We start from the raw sequence: 21,855 nt of genomic DNA on the forward strand, positions 1-21,855 counted from the left end.
GTCAGCGGTTCGAGCCCGTTACCGCCCACCACTTAACCCGAACATCTATCCGGCATTTCCCGATTCTGGCGATTCTGATCGCCGCAAGTGTGGCTATTTTGCCAGATTTGGGGGGAAATCGAAAAAAAGAAATATTGGAAAATTTTCTTCCTGTTCTGGTCTCATGGGCAATGAGTCTTTGATTTATAGGGATTTGTCCTTGAAAAATTTACATTATTTATGAAACCGGTTTCACAGTTTCCGGACCCGGTTTCCCGAAAGTGACTTTTTTATTTCGAAGCCTACTTGATAGCGCAAACATTTAATGGTGGATTGTGTCTCGGGTAGGTCGGAGTGCAGGGGCATTCCATCTAACCGAGACAAGCATTGAAGACGGGCACCCGCATCGGTAGGCCGCGTCTCAGGGAGGATTGTAATGACTGTTTCCACGGACAAGGTCCGTGCAGCTTCTGCACGGAAGAAAAAATGGGGAACGCTGCTTTGCAGCGCGTCAGCCGTATCCCTGCTTGCAGCCCTGCCAATGGCAGCGCACGCACAGGAAGCTGATGAAGATACGTTGACCCAGGAGACTGTGGTGGTGCAGGGGATCCGCGGATCTCTCCAGCGCGCCATGGATATCAAGCGCGACGCAAGCGGGGTGGTGGACGCTATCTCGGCCGAAGATATCGGCAAATTCCCGGACACAAACCTGGCTGAATCGCTTCAGCGTATCACGGGTGTGTCCATTGATCGGGTGAACGGGGAAGGGGCCGAAATTACTGTTCGCGGCTTTGGTCCGGGGTTCAATCTGGTCACTCTTAACGGACGCACCATGCCGACTGCAGAGGTTCGCGCGATCGGCCAAAGGGGCAATTATGGCGCCGGCGGCGACCGCGCCTTTGACTTTTCCAACCTCGCCTCTGAAGGCGTTAGTAGTCTGGAAGTCTATAAAACCGGTCAAGCGGTTCTGCCGTCTGGCGGCATTGGCGCCACGGTAAATATCAAGACGAGGCGCCCTCTGAACCTTTCGGAGAATTCCCTCTCATTGGGTGCAAAGATCCTCAATGATACGAGCAATGAGAATGGTGACGATTTTACACCGGAACTTTCAGGTGTAGGTAACTGGACTGATAAAACTGGACGCTTCGGCGTCGGGCTGTTCGCGTCTTATTCGAAACGCGACTCTGGTGCACCGACCATGCAGGTTAATGACTGGCTGGTGAATGATCCGGCAACTGCAGGTGCGTTTGAGGACAGCAGCTATGTTCGCTCTGATGGATCTACACAGATCACAAATGCACCCAAGGAAGGCCAACTTTGGGCTGTGCCTCAAGACAGCCGTTATGATTTTTCTGACATTACCCGTGAGCGGATCAACGGCCAATTGGTGTTGCAGTTCCGCCCGATCGACAGCCTTACGTTGACGGGTGACTATACGTTTGCTCAAAATGAAGCTGAAGAGCAGCGTTACGAGCAGACAAACTGGTTCGCTACACCTTTCGATCAAGTCATTTTCGACAATGATGGCCCGGTCGCCACAGCGGTTTTCCTTCAGGAAAACAATGATGGCACGAAGGATATCGGCTTTGAACAGACTTATCGTGCAACCAAGGATACGCTCGACTCTTTCGGCTTTAATGCCGAATGGGAAATGAACAGCGATATGAGAGTTATCCTTGATGCCCATAGCTCTACTGCCGAATCTGGGGGCAACAACCCGCTAGGCCATACGGCGACCTTCGTTGCGATTGGCGCTCCGGTAAACCTTCAGCACCAAGTCGATTTCCGCAATGGATATCCCATACAGGACTTCACAATTGACGACTCTGCCAAGGGCAACGGCAACGGCACTCTGGATGTAGGAGATCTGGCATCCCAAGTTGCTCGCAGCAGTTCCTCGGACATGAAGCATGAAGTCGATGAGATTGACTTGCGCTGGGTCTGGGAAGTCGATGGTAGCAAGCTTGAGGTTGGCGGTAATTATCGTGACACTACGATGACCCGCAAGACACTGACGTCGCAGCAGGATCTTGGTAGCTGGGGATTCTCCAATCCACAGGATGTCGAACAGTTTGCGCCTGGTCTGCTTGAAGCTTTTTGTATGTCGTGTGTTTTTGACGACCTGCCTGTTGGCAAAGCGGACACCGCTTTCAAGGGAGATGCGACAAAGCTCTACACAGCGCTTGTCAATGCGTATTCCCAGCCAATTGGTCCTGGTGATGAGCCTAATGCTATCAACGAGACTCCAGGATTGGATATCGTGGAAGAAGAGATTGCATCTGTTTTTGCTCAATTCACGATGGAAGGTGAGCTGCTGAACATGCCAGCTCGGGTGACCGGCGGCGTGCGCTACGAAGAGACCAAGGTGAATTCCACCACCGAACAGGCGGTGCCGTCGAACATATTGTGGTTCTCTGAAGACGATTTCCTCGTTCAGCAAACGGGCGTTCTGGAAGATGTGACCGGAGAAGGTAAATATGACCACATTCTGCCAAACCTCGATTTCCAGGTAAACCTGACCGAGGATCTTCTGGGCCGTGTATCGTATAGTAAAACGATTGGCAGGGTAGGCTATACCAATCTGTTTGCATCAACCACGGCAAATGCCCCTAACCGGCCTACCGCTCTTGGTGCCCAGACAACGGGTTCTTCTCAAAACCCGGGCCTTCTGCCGCTGGAGTCGGACAACTTTGATGTCGCTCTTGAGTGGTATTATGATGATGCGAGTTATGCTTCCGTCACTTGGTTCAACAAGGATGTTGCGAACTTCACTGGTACAGCTGTTGTAGACCGCAACCTGTTCGGTTTGCGGGATCCATCTTCAGGTGCGCCGGGGTCTCGGTCTGGCGATGCTCTCAACATAATTGCTGATGTTGGTGTCGATGAATCCGCACCGAACCTGTTTGCTCTTGTTGCCCTTATTGACAAGAATAATGGTGACCTAGCAGCTGCGCAGGCAGAGTTTGAGGCGGCACTTGTAAATGGGGCCTTGCCACAATCTTATGTTGACCAGTTGAATGCCACTTACGACATCGTTGCGGATGCGAACGACCCGCTTCTGACATTTGCGGTCGAGCAGCCGATCAACAACCGTGAGGCCAATATACGCGGTTGGGAATTTGCTCTGCAGCACTTCTTCGGCGATAGTGGTTTTGGCTTTGCTGCAAACTACACGGTTGTTGAAGGGGATGTGGACCTTGACCCGGGTTCCAATCCCAACGTCAACCAGTTTGCCTTGGTCGGTCTTTCCGATACTGCCAACTTCACAGCAATTTATGAGAAGTACGGTTTCTCTGCCCGTCTGGCTTATAACTGGCGTGACACTTTCCTCGCGGCTGTGAACCAAACAGGCGACCGGTCCGGTGTTTATGTTGAAGACTATGGTCAGTTTGATCTGAACGTCAGCTATGACATCAACGAAAGGACATCTGTATCCTTCGAGGGCATCAACCTGACCGGTGAAGATCAGCGGACCTATCACCGTGTGCCGGAGCAATTCTACTACGCCTACGAACTGTCGCCGCGTTACCTTCTGGGCGTGCGCTACAAGTTCTAAGGCCGGGCCAACTTGTAGGTAATATCACTATTGCGAAAGGCCGCTGGAGACAGCGGCCTTTTTTGCCCCTGTTGAGTGCCACGCGGCTTTATTCCATGATGTATAGGAAATGCTGCTGTGGGCTGGCTATGGTGCCGGGGCGCTCACAGGTTTTCCCATACTGAAAGGCACAACATGTCGAATATGGCACTCCTGAATAATATCGATCATTCGGATTTGAAGATCATACGTAAATATGGCGCCGAGTTTGGCGACAGCGTGAACCAGTCCGTTGCCTTCCCGACCGAATTTGCTGAGCTGCAGCGCATCTATCCGATCCTGTTCCGCAAGGATGAGAAAGGCGAGTTTCAATCCGTTGTCCTGCTTGGCCTGGACAAGGGCGAGAATTTGTTTCTTGATGGGGACCAGTGGCAGGCGCGCTATGTGCCGGCGCTGCATGAGCGTGGGCCTTTCAAGATCGGCTTCCAGAACCAGGAGGTTGACGGTGAGGTGCACCGCGAGCCCGTCATACATGTCGATCTGGACAGTTCCCGCATCAGTCGGGAAGAGGGGGCGCCGCTGTTCTTGCCACAGGGCGGCAATGCGCCTTATCTGCAGCATGTCACCCATGTGCTGCGCGTTATCAATGTCGGCATGGACATGATGACGCCGATGTTTGAAGCCTTTCAGCAGGCAGAGCTGATGGAGCCGGTGTCCCTGGAAGTGAAGCTGGATGAGGCGACCACATATCAGGTGCCGGATGTCTATACGATCAGTGAAGAGAAGTTGGCGGCGTTGAGCGGGGAGGTGCTGGAGCGTCTGCACAAGGGCGGCTTTCTGCGCGCGGCCTATCTGGTGCTGGCCTCGCTCAGCAATATCAACACCCTGATCGAGATGAAGAACGCCAAGCGTATGGCGGCGGCCAGCTGAGCCATGAGAGGATAAGGCCGGTCATGCTGAACATTGAGCGCAAGACACGTATCATGCAGGGCGTCGCGCCGGATGCCATTCCCTATGATGCGCTGATGCGGGATCAGGAGCCGGTCATTCTTAAAGGCCTGGCCAGTGACTGGCCGCTGGTACAGGCTGGGCAGGAGGGCCCGGAGGCGGCGATGCAATATCTGCTGCGTTTCTATCAGGGACGTCCGGTTGTCGGCTATACGGCCGCGCCGGAGATTGGCGGGCGCTATTTCTATACAGACGACATGCGCGGCCTGAACTTCCAGCGCAGCCGCGTGGCGATGGATGAATATCTTGATACCATCCGTGCACATCTGGGACAGGCGAATGCACCGTCCTATTATATCGGATCAACCGATCTGGACATTTACCTGCCGGGCCTGCGCAGCGAGAATGATCTTGTGCTGAACAATCCGATGTTCGAGGCGAACACACCGATTGTCAGTATCTGGATGGGCAATCACACGATTGCGTCTGCGCATTATGACATGTCCAACAATCTGGCTTGCTGCATGGTGGGCAAGCGACGCTTCACGCTGTTCCCGCCGGATCAGATTGCCAATCTCTACCCCGGCCCGCTGGAGCCAACGCCAGGCGGACAGGTCGTCAGTATGGTGGATTTCCGTGACCCCGATCATGAGCGTTACCCGCGCTTCCGCGACGCATTGAAGACCGCGCAGGTAGCGGAGCTGGAGCCCGGCGATGTGCTGTTCTATCCGGCTCTATGGTGGCACCATGTTGAGGGGGTTGGCGAGTTCAACGCCATGATCAATTATTGGTGGAATACAAGCCCGGCCTTCATGGATACCCCCCAGAATACGCTGTTGCATGGCCTGCTCAGTTTGCGGGACCGTCCGGGGCCGGAGAAACAGGCCTGGAAGGCGCTGTTTGATTATTATATTTTCGGTCCGGCCGAATTGCCGGCAGAGCATTTGCCCGAAGCGGCGCAGGGTAATCTGGGGCCGATGGATGAAATGAAGGCTCGCCGTTTGCGGGCCATGTTGCTGCAAAAGCTGAATCGTTAAGAGACAAAGACCGGGAGGGTCATCAGGAGATGCAGAAAGTCAGGAAAGTCGTCATCGCGGGCGGTGGCACAGCAGGCTGGATCACGGCAGCGGCCCTGTCGCGCATGCTGGGTCCGCTATTGGATATCACGCTGGTGGAATCCGATGACATCGGAACAGTCGGTGTAGGAGAGGCCACGATCCCAACACATCGCACCTTTCATCATCTGCTGGGTATTGATGAGCGTGAGTTCATGCGCGCCACCAAGGCAACCTTCAAGCTGGGCATCGCCTTCGAGAATTGGGGCGGGATTGGCGACACTTACATCCACTCTTTCGGGCAGGTTGGCAAATCGAGCTGGATGGGTGAGTTTTACAATATCTGGCTGGCTGCGCGCGAGAAGGGTATTGGCGAGGATCTGGACGCTTATTGCTTCGAATTGCAGGCTGCCAAGCACAACAAGTTTTACACGGACGAAAAGTTCAACATCAATTACGCCTACCATCTGGATGCTAGCCTCTATGCCAAATTCCTTCGCGCCTTCTCGGAAGAGAAGGGTGTGAAGCGGGTTGAAGGCCTGATTGGCGGGGTGGAGCAGGATGGCGAAACCGGCTTCATTACGGCGCTGAAGCTGAAGTCCGGTGATCGGATTGAAGGCGATTTCTTCGTTGATTGCACGGGCTTTCGGGGTCTTTTGATTGAGCAGACACTGAAAAGCGGCTTCGAGGATTGGGCCCATTGGTTGCCAACAGACAGTGCCCTGGCGGTTCAGACGCGGTCTGTGGGTCCGGCGCTGCCCTATACGCGCTCCATTGCGCATCAATCCGGCTGGCAGTGGCGCATACCGTTACAGCATAGGGTTGGCAATGGCCTCGTCTTCTGTAGCCAGTATATGCAGCCGGATGCGGCAGAGGAGATTTTACGCAATAATATTGAAGGCGAGCTTTTGGGAGAGCCGCGCCTGATCCGGTACAAGACAGGCCGTCGGCGCAAGGTGTGGAACAAAAACTGCGTGGCGCTTGGACTTTCGAGCGGCTTCCTGGAGCCACTGGAATCCACCAGCATCCATCTGATCCAGATCGGCGCGTCGCGGCTGGTTCAGCAATTCCCGTTTGATGGGGTTTCTGAAGCGATTGCCAATCACTATAATGAGCAATCCTTGCGCGAGCTGGAGCGTATCCGCGATTTCATCATCCTGCACTACAAGGTGACCGAGCGCGATGATAGCGCGTTCTGGCGAGATCGCCGCGATATGGACGTCCCGGACTCGCTAGCCCAGCGCCTGGATGTGTTCCGTGAGAATGGCCTGGCCTATCAGGCCACGGATGATCTGTTCCGCGTTGATTCCTGGTTGCAGGTGATGATGGGACAGCGCATGAGGCCAAAGGGCTATCATCATATGGGGCACATGATTACGGAAGATCAGATGCGTCGGGCCCTTGGCGGGCTCAGCAGTGGCATTGCCAACACGGTGGCTAAGATGCCGACCCATCAGGACTTCATTGAACGCTACTGCGCGATTGAGGCCGAAGCGGTCTGATCAGGCTTTCGGCTGCACGTTCAGGCCTGCCAGCATCTGATCGACAATGTTCTGGGAATGTACAACTACGTTCGAGACCAGTTCGTGGGAAAAGCTGGCACCACCAAACCATGTTTGTTGCTGGCCCTGAACGCGGCGCAAGACAGCGAACAGGCCGCCGCGAACGGCCTCAGCCTTGTATTGCGGGAAGTATTGCCAGCATTTCTGCTGGATCACGCTTTCAATATGGAAGCCATGAAAGTCTGCTTCAGCCTGCAGGATTTCGCGCAATTCTGACGGTTCCAGATCCTTGGAGAATTGCCCGGTGACATAGAGCTTGCCGCCAAGTTCTGCGCTTTCGCCTTCGCGCCGTCCTCCCAGAATGGCGCCGCGCAGAGAACTGTCGCGGCTGGCACGGGAAAAGCCGATCACCTGATACCCCTCAAACCAGTCCGGTGAAGAGAAGAGGGTGGTGGTGTAAGTCTGCCATTCGATTGCATCCTTCAGGAAGGATTCATCTTCGCTGAGCTGGCTGAACGCGGAAAAGGCCTGCATCGGCACGGTGGAGAGCACGGCGTCAAATTCCTCGCTGGTGCCCCCTGCGAAGATGACCGGGCGCGGGCCGGATCGGTCGAGAGACAGGACGGGGCTGGAGGTGCGCACGTTCAGGTCTTCAGAGAAGCGCCGCCAGAACTCGCTCCAGCCCTCATCGGGCATGTGCAACTGGTTCAGAACGCCAGAGAGAATGAAGTCCAGATCGCACCATTGCACGGTCTGGCCGATGGTGGCCTCATCAATATAGCCATAGCCCTGTGTGGTCTGGATGCGGTGCATGGCCAGTTCCATTTTGGGCAGGTTCAGTTTGCGCACCCATTCCTGCGTTGTCATCGCCGCTTCGCGACAGACATCCGGATCGGAGGGACGTTCGGCAATGGCCCGGCGCAGGCGGCGGGAGGCGTGGACGAACTTGATTGCCTGCACGGCCAGAGGGGCGCCGCTGCCGGATTTAACATAGTCCACCACCTTGCGGCCATCAAAGCGGGCTTCGCCGAGGCGTGTCAGGTGGATGCCATATTCCTTCATCCATTGTTTGACGATACGGTGGGCCCGCGTGGTGTAGCAGGTACCCAATTCATTGAGCGCATCGCCATGCAAAACGGAATAGGACTTGCCGCCAATCCGGTCTTCCGCTTCATAAACGGTTACCTCGTGGCCAGCATTTTTGATGAATCGCGCAGCCGACAGGCCCGCAGGCCCGGCGCCGATGACGGCGATCTTCCTTGGATTGTCCTGGCGGGGCACGTGTCTGGGAATCCTTCCAAATCGGAATGCATGCTACAGAAGCTGCCTTGGGGGAGGCAACACCCTGTTTCCACCCATGTTTGGTTAATTGACGCGTTAACGACAAGTTTCACCACTCATGAAAACCGCCAGTGCCGGTAAAGCGGAATTTTCACTTTACCGGCTTATAGCGGCAATATGGCTAAACCGGAAAAATCTTTCTTTTCATATCTGACGCGCAGCACTCTGCCGCGTGAGACGCCGGCTGATGCCTTGATTATGCTGCAACAGCATATCGATTTTTCAAAACATGCATTCACAATGGCCATCATCATGACGGTCAACGTGTTCGGCGCCAGTTTCCTGGTGACGCGCTGGGTGAAGGACAGCCATATCCAGATTTGGGGCGCGATCAATCTGGCACTGGCCCTGTTGCTGATCCTGGACACGCTGTTGAAGCGCGGGCGGCCCTTGCCGAAAAAGGTGAGCGGCAGATATTTGCGCCGGTCTGAATTCCTATCCATACTGTTCGGCGGTACCTGGGGGGCGCTGCCTTTCTTTGTTGGGCATGATGAAGACCTGGCGATGATTTTGACGGGGCTGATGATTCCACCCATGGCGTCTGGCATGTCCAGCCTTCTGACGCGTGTGCCGCGTATTGTGCTGCGCTATGCATTCTCTGCGTCTATTTCGGCCTTTGTCTACTGCGCCTATACGCAATCTCTTGCGGGCATGACAGTCTGCATAATGATGAGTTTCTTCCTTGTGGCGCTGTATCTTGGCGCGCGCAACAGTTACGATGCCTACACCTCCGATGTGCACGCTACATTGCAGGCTGAAGAATCCAGGGACCTGCTGATCGGCGCGCTGGAAGCCAGCCACCAGGCCTTTGTCATCTTTGATGCGGATGGCGATATCATTGTCGAAAATCAGCTGTACAAGCAGATATTCGCTAAGGAACAGGATATCCTCAAGCCTATCGATACGCCGATCAAGCGGAGTGGTCTGTACTGGCAGAAATCGGTCCAGAATATTGATGGTGTGGGTGACGTTGTTGTCTATACTGATGTTTCGCGTATCGAAGAGGCGCGCTCCGAGATCGAGCATGCGCGGAATGAAGCCGAAGCTGCCAATGAGGCGAAGACGCGCTTCCTGGGTTCTATGAGTACTGAGCTTAAAGCCCCGCTGGATGTGATCTCTGCCTGTGCTGGTGTGATCGGGTCGTCCTCAAATATTCCCTGTACTGAGGAAGAGGTGCGTGACTATGCTGACAAGATTGCCGAGCAGGCACTGATTCTGGCTTCCACGCTGGATGGCATCATCAGCTTTACCCGTATGGATAATGAGGATTACCTGTCCCATGCGTCTGAAGTTGCTGTGGCGGATACGATTGACTCCGTTGTTCGCAAGGTCATGGATGGGCCGAACAAGCGTATCTCCGGCAATGTGAAAGTCAGTGTTCCGAAGAATCTCTGCGCCACGATGGACCAAGCGAGTTTCGAAGTGATCATTCGCAACCTTCTGAAGAACGCTCTTGAGGCGGGCTCTAGCGTGCCGGTCATCCTGAAGGCAGGCATGGTGTCGGGGGTTGGTCTGGTCGTGATGATTCGTGATCGGGGTAGGGGCATGACGCACGATGTTCTGGAAAGCGCGTTCGAGCCATTTTTCCATTCCCGCCCGGCCCACCAGAAATATGATCAGAATGCGGGCGTCGGCCTTGGCCTGAGTGTAGCCAAGTGTCTCGCGGAAGCTCAAGGGCTGCGCATTCGACTGCGCTCTGAGCCAGGCAAGGGCACAACGGCTTTCCTGACCATTCCGGAAGGCCTTGTCCGCCGCACCAATACGAATGAGCCCGTCGATGACATGCTGGACCTGCCGGGAACAGAACCTCGCACAGCGTGATGCGGACAGGTTTCGCTTTTAGGATTTCCTACATAAGCCCTCGCTAGTGTGCGCAGCTGAAGGCAGCCACGAGCAGGGAACGGACATGCGCCTGAGCGGAGAGAGCAGCACGGGGGTCCCCCTCAAGGCGACGCTGATCTGCTTGCTGGTTATGTTCAGCCTGTTCGCCACCAGCTTTGCGCAGGGCCGCTTTGGCCAGATTGGCTCTGACAATGATGACGTCATGCGCCTGGTTCAGATCAAGGATCTGATGGCCGGGCAAGGCTGGTTTGACCTGACGCAGACGCGCCTTGGTCCGGATGGCGGCACGTTGATGCACTGGTCACGCCTCGTAGACCTGCCGATTATGCTGCTGACATGGTTTTTTGACCTCTTCCTGGCTTCGGATACCGCGCTTGTCTGGGCGTATTCTGTCTGGCCGCCGCTATGTGTGCTGGGCGTGCTGGCGGGCGTGTATTTTGGTTCTGTAAAGCTGGCGGGTCATCAGGCGGCACTGTTCTGCCTGGCGCTGGCAGGCATTTTGCTGCTTGGGCATTACCGCTTCCTCCCGGGAGCCATTGATCATCATAATATGCAATTGGCGCTGATGGTGCTGGCCATCGGACTGCTGGCTGATCCGCGGCGCGGGGCTGTCCAAATGGCCTGGGCCGGATTGGCGACGGCGTTGTCGGTGGCCATTGGTGGAGAGGTGTATGTGTTTGCCGGGACCATCTGCGCATTTGTGGCGCTGGATTGGGCGCTGACGGGGCAGGCGGCGCGCAATGGCGCTATCGGTTTTGGCGCCGGGTTGGTTGCGGGTCTGGAAGCATGTTTCTTCGCCACGATTGCCCCTGCCGATTACACGCGGGTTGCGTGCGATGCGCTGTCCTCGGTCAGCCTTCTTGCGGGCATGGTGGGCGGGCTGGGCCTTGCGGTGGCGGCTTTGCTGACCTCCGGCCGGAGCCTTGTGTTGCGCTGTGTTGCGCTGGGTCTGGTCGGCTGTGCAGCGGGGGCAGTTTTGCTGCTAACGGGGCCGCAATGCCTGTCCAATCCGCTTAGCGAGCTTTCGCCACAGGTCAGGCATCTCTGGTTGGATCAGGTGAACGAAGCTCGGCCTGTGCTCGCGCCGTCCCCGGCCTTCTTACAGGACGTACCGTTCCGGCTGGGCGTTATGGTTGTGGCGCTGATCATATGCGGCTGGCGGATCTGGCGGCGCGTGAATGTGCGCGCGCATCTGTTGTTTTTGGCGCTGATCGGCGCGGCATTGGCACTGACCTTCTACCAGGCCCGCTTCTACGCTTTCGGGCATGTCTTTGCCATCCTGCCTCTGGGGCTGTGGGTGGCTGATCTCTACCGGCAGGGCAAGGCCAAGGGGGAAGGAAGTGTGGTCTATCTCGGTGCGCTGGCCCTGTCCCTGCCAATCGTTTGGGGCATGCCGGGCTTGTTGTTGACCCAACGTAATGCTGAAATCAGCCTGGCCGCGCGGGCTGACAATGCGGCCTGCCTCGGAGACGAACTGTACACCCAGCTCAATTCCCTGCCGCAGGGACGTATCCTGGGCTCGGCGGATTTTGGCCCCATCCTGTTGCTGAGGACGCGCGATAGCGTGCTTTATGGCAATTATCACCGCAATGCGATGGGCATCGAGCAGGCAATCCAGCTGATCCTGTCACGTCCGGGCGAGAGCCAGGCCCTGCTGAACGATGCCGGAATTGCTTATGTTATTGCCTGTCCGTCAGACCCCGAAACGCGCTTCATGACACAGCAGGATTCTGAAGGTCTGATGGCCCGTCTCAACCGCGGTGAAGTGCCGTCCTTTTTGCGGGCTGTGCCGCTGCCGGAGACCCGTTCGGGCGCGGCGACGCTTTATATTGTCCATCCAAATTGGACCGATAATTCTGTGGATGACGACATTTCTTAACGGCGATTACCTCATCGTTAACCATTGCCGTACGATGCGTTCCGATGAGAAGTCCTGGGTAATAAAAATAATCATAAAAAAGATATAAAAAACAAGGCTAGAATTATGTATGAACGGAGCGTACCGTTTATCTGTTGCCTATCCCTTGCATTAAAGCGGCGTTAACGGCACATGGTGTATGGGGCTGTGTATAGAATTGCACACGCGCGCCGGGTTTTGTCTCCTGGCCGCTCAAGAAAGAGCTTGGGTAAGACATGATTGGTAGCCTCCTCGGCATGCTGTCCACGGACATGGCCATTGACCTTGGGACAGCGAACACGCTCGTCTATGTGAAGGGACAGGGCGTTAAGCTCGATGAGCCCTCTGTTGTCGCCTACATGACCCAGGGCGGTCGAAAGATCGTTTATGCGGTCGGCGAGCAGGCCAAGAACATGCTCGGCAAGACTCCGGTGAACATGGAAGCTATCCGCCCGATGCGCGATGGCGTGATCGCCGACTTCGAAGTCGCCGAGGAAATGATCAAGCACTTCATCCGGAAGGTTCACAACCGCCGGGCGTTCGTGTCTCCCCTCATCATCATCTGCGTGCCCAGCTCTGCGACCAGCGTCGAGCGCCGCGCCATTCACCAGTCGGCCCTGGCCGCCGGGGCGCGTGAAGTGCAGCTGATCGAAGAACCCATGGCCGCCGCCATCGGCGCGGGCCTGCCGATTGATGATCCGGCCGGCTCCATGGTGGTTGATATCGGTGGCGGCACGTCGGAGGTGGCCGTGCTGTCGCTGGGCGGTATCGTCTATTCGCGCTCCGTCCGCGTGGGCGGCGACAAGATGGACCAGGCCATCGTCAATTATCTGCGCCGCGAGCAAAAGATTCTCATCGGGGAAATGTCTGCCGAGCGCATCAAAAAGGAGATCGGCACAGCCATGCCGCCGGAAAACGGCACCGGCATGGCGCTGACCGTGCGGGGCCGCGGAACGCTGGACGGCGTGCCGAAGGAAACCGAAATTACCGAAGCCATGATCGCAGAAGCCCTGCGCGAACCGGTGACGGATATCATTGATGCTGTTAAAATTGCCCTCGAAGCCATGCCGCCGGAACTGGCGGCAGACATCGTGGATCGCGGCATTGTGCTGACAGGTGGTGGTGCACTGCTTCGCAATCTCGACACGGTGATCCGGGAACAGGCACAATTGCCTGTGATGATTGCGGACGATCCTTTGAAATGCGTCGTGAATGGATGTGGACACGTGCTGGAGAATTTCTCCAAGATGCGCACTGTTCTTTCGCCCGAAGTCTGACGCAGACTGAACACTTGGGGTAACGGCAAGGAAACAGGCCAATGGCACGCCTCGGCCGATCAGGACAGAAGACCCGAAAGCGCTCTCCAAAGCGCCTGATCCTCGGCGTGTTCATTTTCGCCGCAGCGGCCCTTGTCCTTGCCCAGTCTGCCCCGCAAATCCGCAGCTTTTTTGATCCTGTCCGCACAACCGTCGGTGACCAGCTGGGCGGCAGTGACGGCTTTGATGTGTGGGCTTGGGCAACCGGCCAGACCGCTCGCGAGCGTCGTATTCGCGAACTGGAAGCCGAAGTGCGCGATCTCTCGCGCTACAAGGCGGCGGCCATCTCCATGGCCGAGCGGATGGAAGCCTATGAGGAAATCCTGAATCTGATGGGAGAGCCGCCCGCGCGCGGTGTGACCGCTCGGGTTTCTGCCGAAAATAACGGTCCGTTTGCGCAGACCATTCTGGCCAATGCCGGCCGGGCCCAAGGCGTTGAGCCGGGCGCTGTGGCCCTGAATGAAGGCGGGCTTGTTGGCCGCGTCATCCAGCTGGGCGAGCATTCAAGCCGCATCCTGCTGATCACGGACTTCAACAGCCGCGTGCCGGTGATGGGGGAGGTGAGCGGTGTGCGCGCCATTCTCTATGGTGGCCGCGATGGCCTCGGCAGCCTGACTGACATGCCGGAGCACGATGCGTTCATTGAAGGCGAACGTATCCTGACTTCTGCCGAAGGCGGCGCGTTTCCGCGCGGTCTGATCGTGGGGGAAGTGCGCAATGTCGGCGGAGACTGGCGCGTCAAATTCTCTATGGCTGACCGCGAGGGCGGCTATGTGCAGATGGTGCCGCCGCCTGTAATTGCCGAGCCGGAAACGGTGGAGGCGCAGCCCATCTCTGCCAGCCCGGCGCAGGGGGTGCGTCAGTAATGCCAGCCTCATCCCCCCGCAAGAAAAAGAGCCTCTGGTCTCAGACCGGACCTACGCCCCGCCTTTTGTTCGGGGCGTTTGTCATTGCGACCATCGGCTTGCTGGGACTGACTCCAAAGGAATTTTTCGGCCTGTCGATCGCCTGGCCCTATGCGGCGCTGTGGGGCGCGGTCGGTTGGGGGCGTGTCGGCCTGTCTGTCCGCCCCATGCTGTTGCTGATCGTGTTCGGCCTGATACAGGATGTGACATTCCATGCGCCGCTCGGCTGTTTTGTCATCGTGAACCTTGTCTGTTACGGTGCGAGTGCGATGATTGCTGACATGTTCGATGTGATGAACGAGCCGCTGATCGCGATCCTGTCCCCAGTTCTGCTGTTCTCCGGGGCTTTCCTGGTTTTGTGGTTGATAGCATCTACTCTTGAGGACCATCCTGTGCGGGCCGTACCTTTGATGGCCTCTCTTCTGACGACGGGCATCATCTATGCTGTGAGTCAGAAGATTTTCGATCTCGGGCGCGCGCCCGGCGAAGGCGTAGGTCAGGCGACATGAGCAACAAGAAGACAGCCGATCTCGATTTTGCCTTTTCCCGCCGCACGGCGATTGCCGGCGCAGCAGGCGGTCTGGTCTGGGCCGGCCTTGTGGCACGCCTGTTCCAGCTGCAGATCCTTGAGCAAGAACAATATCGTCAGCAGGCGGAAGCCAATCACATCAAGCTGCAATTGGCCCCGCCCCAGCGCGGGCGTATCCTTGATCGGTTTGGACGGCCACTGGCCTCTCACCGCCGGGCCGGTCGGGTCTCTGTCATACCGGAGCAGACCGACAATCCCGAGCGCACACTGGCGCAGATTGCCGAGCTGATCGAAATTCCGGATGACAAGCTGGAGCGCCTGGCCAATGACATCCGCTATAACCGCCGCCGCAATGCCGCCTTTGTGCCGGTCACGATCGCGAACGAGCTGACCTATGAAGACTTTGCACGGATGAATGTGCATGAGGCCGAAATTCCCGGCCTGAATGTCGAAATGGCGCTGACGCGATCCTATCCCCGCGGGCGGGATTTCGCGCACGTTCTGGGTTATGTCGCACGGGCCAGTCAGGATGATCTGACCCGTCTTACAGATGGTATGACCGGCAAGGAAGCCGAGACTCTGAAAACCATGTTCCGACATCCGGACATGCGCACCGGTCGTCAGGGCATGGAGCGCTTTGCCGAGGAATGGCTGCGTGGCAAGCCGGGCTATCGCAAGCTGGTGACCAATGCGCATGGACGAATCATTGAGGAAATTCCGGATGAGCGCCTGGCGCCGATGCCGGGCCGCGACCTGTTTGTGACCATCGACTCCGATTTGCAGCGCGTTGCGATTGAGCGCTTTGCCGGCGAAAGCGGCGCGGCGGTCGTGATGGATGTCGAGACCGGGGATGTGCTGGCCATGGTGTCTACCCCGGCCTTTGATCCGAACGACTTCGTGAACGGAATATCCTCGGCAAGCTATGCAGAGCTGCGCGATGACAGCCGGTCTCCGCTCTATCCGCGCGCGCATGGCGGTGTGTACCCGCCGGGCTCCACCTTCAAGATGGTGGTGGCGACCGCCGCGCTTGAGGCCGGGGTGATCAAGCCGGAAGAGCGTGTGCACTGCAACCGCTACTATCATTTCGGAAACCGTACCTGGCACTGCTGGAAACCGGGCGGTCATGGTTCGGTCAACATGCACCAGGCCATCAAGGGCTCCTGCGACGTCTATTTCTATGAAATTGCGCGCCGGACCGGCGTCGACAAGATTGCCGAGACCGCGCACAAATTCGGCTTTGGCGAAAGCTGGGTGCTCGGCATGACCGGGGGGCGCAGTGGCTTGGTGCCGGACCGCGAATGGAAACAGCGCGTTCGCAAGGAAAATTGGTATGAGGGCGAAACGCTGAATTTCGGCATTGGGCAGGGACAGCTGGGCGTAACGCCACTCCAGCTGGCGCTGATGACCGCGCGGATCGCGACAGAAGGCAAACCGTTCAAGCCCCGCATGATCGGTATCGGTCCGCAATCGGATGAAGATCAGGTGCTGGATGCGCCGCTGGATCAGGAGATTATGGCGCGGATGAAGGCCGGCATGTATGGCGTGACGTCCGAAGGCGGCGGCACAGCCTATCGCTCAGGCGATCTGGGGCTTGGCGGTCCTCGGCTCGCAGGCAAGACCGGCACCGCGCAGGTGCGCCGCATCACGCGTGAGGAACGGGCGAGCGGCATCCGGAAGGGCGAAAACATTGCCCGCGAGCTGCGCGATCACGCCCTGTTCGTTGCCTACGCTCCGGCGGACGACCCGAAATATGCCATCTCCGTCATCGTGGAACACGGGGAAGGGGGCTCCAGTACGGCCGGGCCTGTTGCGCGCGATATTCTGCACTATGCGCTGAAAACTGACAGCCGGCGCAAGCCAGCCTATTCGCAAAGCGCCTCTCTCTCTCCCAATCTTTCCGATGAAGGGGAGCCGACATGAGCCGTGATGGCTATACCGGCTTTTCCCGCGGAGAAGCGCGCACCCGGACGGCGACTTCGCTCAGCTTTGAGACACAAGGGCCGCTGGACAAGTTCATGCGGCTGCCCTGGGGCTTTATCCTTCTTATCGCCGCCATGGCGCTGACCGGCATTGCGATGCTGTATTCCTCCGCCCACACCAACCCAGCAGAGTCGCATCTGTGGCGCCTTCAGCTGATCCGCTTTGGCGTCTGCTTTGTCATGATGATTGTGCTTGGCCTGTTGCCGCTGTCCTGGTGGATGCGGCTGGCCTTTCCCGCCTATGTCGGTACAATTGTGTTGCTGGTGCTGGTGGAGGTTATGGGCTTTTCAGGCGGCGGCGCGCAGCGCTGGCTGCGCATCGGGCCCATCGGTGTTCAGCCTTCGGAGTTTGCGAAACTTGCCGTGACGCTGGCCCTGGCGCGTTATTACCAGATGGTGCTGCAACCGCAGACGGGGCGCATTCTGGTGCATCTGGGGGCGGTGGCCATCATGGTCATTCCAGCTGCACTGATCTTCATACAACCGGATTTCGGCACCACGCTGGCCTTGCTGGCATCCGGTGCCGTGGTGATCTTCCTGGCTGGCCTGTCGGCGCGGGTAATCCTGACCGGCATTGTCGGCGGCGTGGCCTCTGTCTGGCCAATCTATCAATTCGTGCTGGCACCCTATCAGCGAGAGCGAGTCGATACTTTCCTGGCGCAGCTGTTTGGCGGGGCTACGAATGCCCTCGGCGAAAGCTATCAGATCGAGCAGGGCAAAATCGCGATTGGCGCAGGCGGCCTGAACGGGCGCGGCTATCTGCAGGGCATCCAGTCCCAGCAGGACTATGTGCCCGAGCAGCATACAGACTTCATCCTGACCGTGATTGCGGAAGAGTTCGGCTTTATCGGAACGACAGCCCTGCTGATCGGGTTTGCCGTGCTGCTTGGCTGGTCACTCTACAGCGCCGGACGTTCGGCCAGTTGGTTCGGGCGGCTCGCTTCAGCAGGGGCGACGGCGACGATTGCGTTCTACATCGTGTTTAATGTCGGCATGGTGCTGGGCCTGTTGCCTGTGGTAGGCATGCCATTGCCGCTGATTTCTTATGGCGGTACGGCGATGCTGACGACGATGGCCTGTTTCGGCTTGATTTTGGCGGCGCACATGCACCGGGATGAAAAACTGACAGCCCGGGGGCTGTTCTGACCACAATATAACAAGAGATGTTGATTTTTGTTTCGCGCTATATAGTTTCCCGCGAAACATTATACCCGGGGAGAGGGATATGGCAGGAGAAATTGGCCGCAAGACGGAGCACTGGGGCTCACGCTTTGGTTTCATCATGGCGTCAGTCGGTTCAGCCGTCGGACTCGGTAATTTCTGGAGATTTCCATACACGGCAGGGGAGAATGGCGGCGGTGCCTTCATCCTTTTCTACATTATTTGCGTTCTGCTGATCGGCCTGCCTCTGCTGATGGCGGAATATGCCATGGGCCGAAAGTCCGGCATGTCGGCCATTGAGGGCATACAGTCTCTGGCGCGTGCCGAAAGCCGGTCCCAGAATTGGGGCGTTGCGGGCTGGGTCGGATCTTTGACCTCTTTCTTTATCCTGTCCTTTTACATGGTGATTTCCACCTGGCTGATGGCCTTCCTGATCCAGTCCTTTGGCGGGTTTGAAGGCATGGACGCTGCCAGCTCCGGTCAGAACTTCGTGGATACGATTGGCCAGGGCGAGCATCCGATGCGGTCCAAATGGTACATGTTGGGCCTGCTGGCGGTCTTCCTGGTCGCGAACATCATCATTGTCGGGCGTGGTGTTAAGGGCGGGATCGAAAAGGCGGCGACCTTGCTGATGCCGGCCTTCTTCATCATGCTGCTGGTTGTGGTCGGCTTCTCGATTGCCAATGGCGATACGGGCAAGGCTGTGTCCTTCATCTTCGAACCGAAATGGGAAGATGTCGGCTTCAAAACCTTCCTTGCGGCGCTGGGCCAGGCCTTCTTCTCGCTCAGCATCGGTGTTGGCCTGATGATCACCTATGGCGCCTATCTGGAGCCGGATACCAATATTCCGCGCTCTTCCGGCCTGATTGTTGCGTCCGATACGCTGGTCGCGCTGATCGCTGGCTTTGCGATCTTCCCGATCGTCTTCTCGGCAGGCCTTGATCCGAGCAGCGGCCCAAGCCTGTTCTTCATCTCCATGCCGGTGGCGTTCGGCAGCATTCCGGGTGGGGCGATCATTGCGCCGGTCTTCTTCGGTCTCGCCCTGTTCGCTGCGTTCACCTCCTCCATCTCCCTGATGGAAGTGGCGGTATCCTGGCTGGAAGAGCGTCAGGGTGTGACCCGTCTCGGCGCGTCCATCGGCGTTGGCTATGTGTTGTTCATGATCGGCGCAGCTTACGTGTTCTCGCTGGAATATCTGGACTTCATGGACTTCATGACCGAGGGGCTGCTACTGCCGCTTGGCGGTCTGCTGGCGTCCTATTTTGCCGGTTGGGTGCTGAGCCGCGAGATGCTGACCTCGGAACTAGGCGAGGGCACGATCATGAATGCGTGGCGCTTCCTGATCCGCTGGTTCGTGCCGCCCTTTATCTTCCTGATCCTGGTGTTTGGTTTCATGGACAAGATCCAGGACCAGTACCATGTGCCGCTGCCAGGCTTTCTGACCATGCTACTAGGGCCGAACTGGGTACCGCCAGCCGGCTGAGGGGCAGCCATCTAATTTCATGAAATCGGGGGCGGTTATCCGCCCCCTTTTTCATGTCCGGACTGCAGGCGGGCGCGCGCGAATCCGGCGGGCATCAGGCCATGGCAAAGTGCACGCCGTCATCCGGTCCTCATGGGAGCGGATGGGTCCGGCAGAGCACCAGATCTGCAGGTCCAGTGGGCAGAAGGCTCAGGGTCGCAACCTGATCCCTCTGTTTGATATCCCTACCTGCGGCGTCTGAGTTTTCTGCCCGCTACATTTCCTGACAAATCCGGAAGGCGAGGGGCCTGTCCGGCCCTTGGCGCTACCTGCCAATCAGGCTGGCATACTTCACAGCGAAATCATCCGTTGCCTGAATCAGGCGATCAACAATACCAGGCTCCATGGACGAGTGGCCAGCATCCGGAATAATGTTCAGCTCAGCCCTCGGCCAAGCCTTTGACAGGGCCCATGCTGTCGACAGCGGTGTCACCACATCATAGCGCCCATGGACGATGACGCCGGGCACATCCTTCAGCTTGGTTTTTGCCTCTTCGAGCAGCCAGTTGTCTTGCGCGAAGAAGCCGCGATTGACGAAATAGTGGCACTCGATGCGTGCGAAGGCATCTACGAAATCATCCTCATTGAAGCGCGCAGGCGTCGTGGTCGGGCCCTTGATTGACAGGGTTTCGCCTTCCCAGCGGGCCCAGGCGCGGGCGGCTTCTACACGCGTCTGGCGGTCATCCCCGGTCAGGCGACGATGAAATGCCATCAGCAGGTCATCGCGCTCGTCTTCGGGGATAGGGGCAAGATAGCGGTCAAAGGCATCCGGGAACAGACGGCTTGCGCCGGACTGGTAGAACCACTGGATCTCAGCCTTTGAGACCAGGAAAATGCCGCGCAGGACGAGGCCCAGCGTGTTTTCCGGATGGCTGACCCCATAGGCGAGTGACAGTGTGGAGCCCCAGGAGCCGCCAAAGACGAGCCATTTCTGCACGCCGAGCATCTCGCGCAGCGCCTCCATGTCGTCGATCAGATCCCAAGTCGTATTCTCACGCAATTCGGAATGCGGCGTGGAGCGTCCGCATCCTCTCTGGTCGAAAAGGATGATGCGATATTTCCCCGGATCGAAGAAACGCCTCATTTCCGGGCTTGAGCCGCCTCCGGGGCCTCCATGTACGGCAATAACCGGAATTCCCTCCGGATTGCCTGATTCTTCCCAATATATCTCGTGAATTTCGCTCACGCGGAGTCTGCCGGAGCGCCGGGACTCCAGTCTGGGGTACAAAATGCGGCGGGCGGGACGTCTGTTCATGCAGTCTTCACTTATTCTCAGCCAATATTAGCCTTGTTACTGGACTTAGTTCCTTACCGTTCGTAAACTTTACTGCAGGTGTGGTCCAATTCAGGTGTGCAGGTGGCTGTTAGATGCGTAGTTTAGTTCTGGGTGTATCCCTATGCCTTCTGACGGGATGCGCAACCGTCTCTATGATTCCAGGCGAGGCATCCTTCGAGACAAGCCTTACACAGCACCAGTCTGCTCTTCGTAAAATTTCAGCTGATTATTGTGATGCAACGGTCGAGAATGGCTGGGTCGAGGCGTCCGGTGGACTGATGGGCTTTGCTAACACCCTGATCAATGGCCGCTCGGAAGAGGCGGAGGACTATGCTTCCCGCATCGGCGCGGCAAGCTCTGCCCCCTCTCTGGTCTTGGCCCGTATCGTTTCCGATACCCAGGCTGCCCGCAATGGACTGTCCAATGTCAGCCGCGAAGCCCGCGATCTGCTCCGGTCTGAAGCAAATGATGCGGCAAGCCGCACGGATGTGATGAGCTATGAGCGCGCCCTTGTTCGCGCGCAGATGGCCTATCGCAATTTTCAGGGTGCGCTGGGCGAAGTTACGGCTCGCGAAGACATGGACATGGATGTTGCCCCTGTGGATCGCGAACTGAAAGCCTTTGCGGACACGATCGACAGTGCACGTGACACGGCCGATGGTCTGGCTGACAAATACGCCTCGCTGAGCAGCTCTTCCAGCTAGCCCTCGCTTCGTGTGGCGCCCCAGCCGCACAGCGCCCATCCCGCCAGAAATGACAAGCCGCCAATCGGCGTGATTGCGCCTGCCCAGCCAGGTGCTCCTAGCGCCAGCGCATACAGCGTTCCGGCAAAGATGACCGCGCCCACCAGCATCGCCCAGCCCCCTGCGCGGACCAGTCCGGCTCGTCCGCTGAGTGCAATGGCAAGCGCCGCCGCAGCGTGGGGCAGGGCATACATGGTCGCGGTGTTCCACCACTCATGGCCCTGAACGGTCAGTGTGCCATCAAGTGCATGGGCCCCGAACGCGCCAAGGGCGACAGCAAGAAATCCGACAAGGGCGGCTGCACGTGCAAGCATGGGTCAGTGTC

The 21,855-nt window shown here is 57.6% G+C and carries 17 protein-coding genes; 14 read left to right on the forward strand and 3 right to left on the reverse strand.

The genetic code is table 11. The features are described from left to right. The 5 genes from HY2_RS17580 to HY2_RS01510 all read left to right on the forward strand — a co-directional run. Positions 1–182, forward strand: a 182-nt coding sequence (locus tag HY2_RS17580; RefSeq protein WP_206740972.1) for a hypothetical protein, incomplete at its 5' end; no start/stop codon positions are given. 233 nt (positions 183–415) lie between these two features. Beyond that, positions 416–3,535, forward strand: coding sequence for a TonB-dependent receptor (locus HY2_RS01495; RefSeq protein ID WP_081814861.1), 3,120 nt, complete (start codon positions 416–418; stop codon positions 3,533–3,535). 183 nt (positions 3,536–3,718) lie between these two features. Continuing rightward, positions 3,719–4,444, forward strand: a complete 726-nt coding sequence (locus HY2_RS01500) for a SapC family protein (protein WP_206740973.1) — start codon at positions 3,719–3,721, stop codon at positions 4,442–4,444. A gap of 23 nt (positions 4,445–4,467) precedes the next feature. Then, on the forward strand, positions 4,468–5,499 hold the full coding sequence (locus HY2_RS01505; protein WP_034824020.1) for a cupin-like domain-containing protein: 1,032 nt from the start codon (positions 4,468–4,470) through the stop codon (positions 5,497–5,499). Between the two features lie 29 nt (positions 5,500–5,528). After that, complete coding sequence (locus HY2_RS01510) at positions 5,529–7,019, forward strand: tryptophan halogenase family protein (protein ID WP_034824022.1); 1,491 nt, start codon at positions 5,529–5,531, stop codon at positions 7,017–7,019. On the opposite strand, the gene HY2_RS01515 is transcribed toward HY2_RS01510, so the two are convergent. After that, positions 7,020–8,300 (reverse strand): FAD-dependent oxidoreductase, encoded by a 1,281-nt coding sequence (locus HY2_RS01515; RefSeq protein WP_034824024.1) that lies wholly within the window; start codon positions 8,298–8,300, stop codon positions 7,020–7,022. Between the two features lie 300 nt (positions 8,301–8,600). On the opposite strand from HY2_RS01515, the gene HY2_RS01520 reads away from it, so the two are divergent. From HY2_RS01520 to HY2_RS01555, 8 genes are all read left to right on the forward strand, one after another. Further along, entirely contained in the window at positions 8,601–10,181 is a 1,581-nt protein-coding gene (locus HY2_RS01520; RefSeq protein ID WP_162173273.1) for a sensor histidine kinase, read from the forward strand. 85 nt (positions 10,182–10,266) lie between these two features. Beyond that, positions 10,267–12,081 carry a hypothetical protein gene (locus HY2_RS01525; protein WP_034824028.1) on the forward strand — a complete coding sequence of 605 codons (1,815 nt, stop codon included), beginning with the start codon at positions 10,267–10,269 and terminating at the stop codon, positions 12,079–12,081. Positions 12,082–12,335: 254 nt separating this feature from the next. After that, positions 12,336–13,376, forward strand: a complete 1,041-nt coding sequence (locus HY2_RS01530) for a rod shape-determining protein (protein ID WP_034796728.1) — start codon at positions 12,336–12,338, stop codon at positions 13,374–13,376. A gap of 41 nt (positions 13,377–13,417) precedes the next feature. After that, positions 13,418–14,281 carry a rod shape-determining protein MreC gene (mreC, locus tag HY2_RS16545; RefSeq protein WP_051594602.1) on the forward strand — a complete coding sequence of 288 codons (864 nt, stop codon included), beginning with the start codon at positions 13,418–13,420 and terminating at the stop codon, positions 14,279–14,281. After that, positions 14,281–14,829, forward strand: a complete 549-nt coding sequence (locus tag HY2_RS01540) for a hypothetical protein (RefSeq protein ID WP_034824031.1) — start codon at positions 14,281–14,283, stop codon at positions 14,827–14,829. The genes mreC and HY2_RS01540 overlap by 1 nt, the downstream gene beginning before the upstream one ends. Continuing rightward, a complete protein-coding gene (mrdA, locus tag HY2_RS01545) occupies positions 14,826–16,769 on the forward strand; it encodes a penicillin-binding protein 2 (protein ID WP_034824033.1) in 1,944 nt (647 codons plus the stop codon). The genes HY2_RS01540 and mrdA overlap by 4 nt, the downstream gene beginning before the upstream one ends. After that, the gene (gene rodA / locus HY2_RS01550; protein ID WP_233346297.1) at positions 16,766–17,974 is read left to right on the forward strand and encodes a rod shape-determining protein RodA; all 1,209 of its coding nucleotides are present in this window, start codon (positions 16,766–16,768) and stop codon (positions 17,972–17,974) included. Before mrdA ends, rodA begins: the two co-directional genes overlap by 4 nt. Before the next feature lie 79 nt (positions 17,975–18,053). After that, entirely contained in the window at positions 18,054–19,472 is a 1,419-nt protein-coding gene (locus HY2_RS01555; protein ID WP_034824035.1) for a sodium-dependent transporter, read from the forward strand. Between the two features lie 304 nt (positions 19,473–19,776). Here HY2_RS01555 and pip read toward each other — a convergent pair whose 3' ends face one another. Then, the gene (gene pip / locus HY2_RS01560) at positions 19,777–20,766 is read right to left on the reverse strand and encodes a prolyl aminopeptidase (protein ID WP_034824037.1); all 990 of its coding nucleotides are present in this window, start codon (positions 20,764–20,766) and stop codon (positions 19,777–19,779) included. Between the two features lie 113 nt (positions 20,767–20,879). Between pip and HY2_RS01565 the strand changes: the two genes are divergently transcribed. Then, complete coding sequence (locus tag HY2_RS01565) at positions 20,880–21,491, forward strand: hypothetical protein (protein WP_146617199.1); 612 nt, start codon at positions 20,880–20,882, stop codon at positions 21,489–21,491. Here the strand turns inward: HY2_RS01565 and HY2_RS01570 are convergent. After that, entirely contained in the window at positions 21,488–21,844 is a 357-nt protein-coding gene (locus HY2_RS01570; RefSeq protein ID WP_034824041.1) for a DUF423 domain-containing protein, read from the reverse strand. The genes HY2_RS01565 and HY2_RS01570 overlap by 4 nt on opposite strands. Positions 21,845–21,855 lie beyond the last annotated feature (11 nt).

The sequence above is a fragment of the Hyphomonas pacifica genome (assembly GCF_000682675.1).
Lineage (GTDB): Bacteria > Pseudomonadota > Alphaproteobacteria > Caulobacterales > Hyphomonadaceae > Hyphomonas > Hyphomonas pacifica.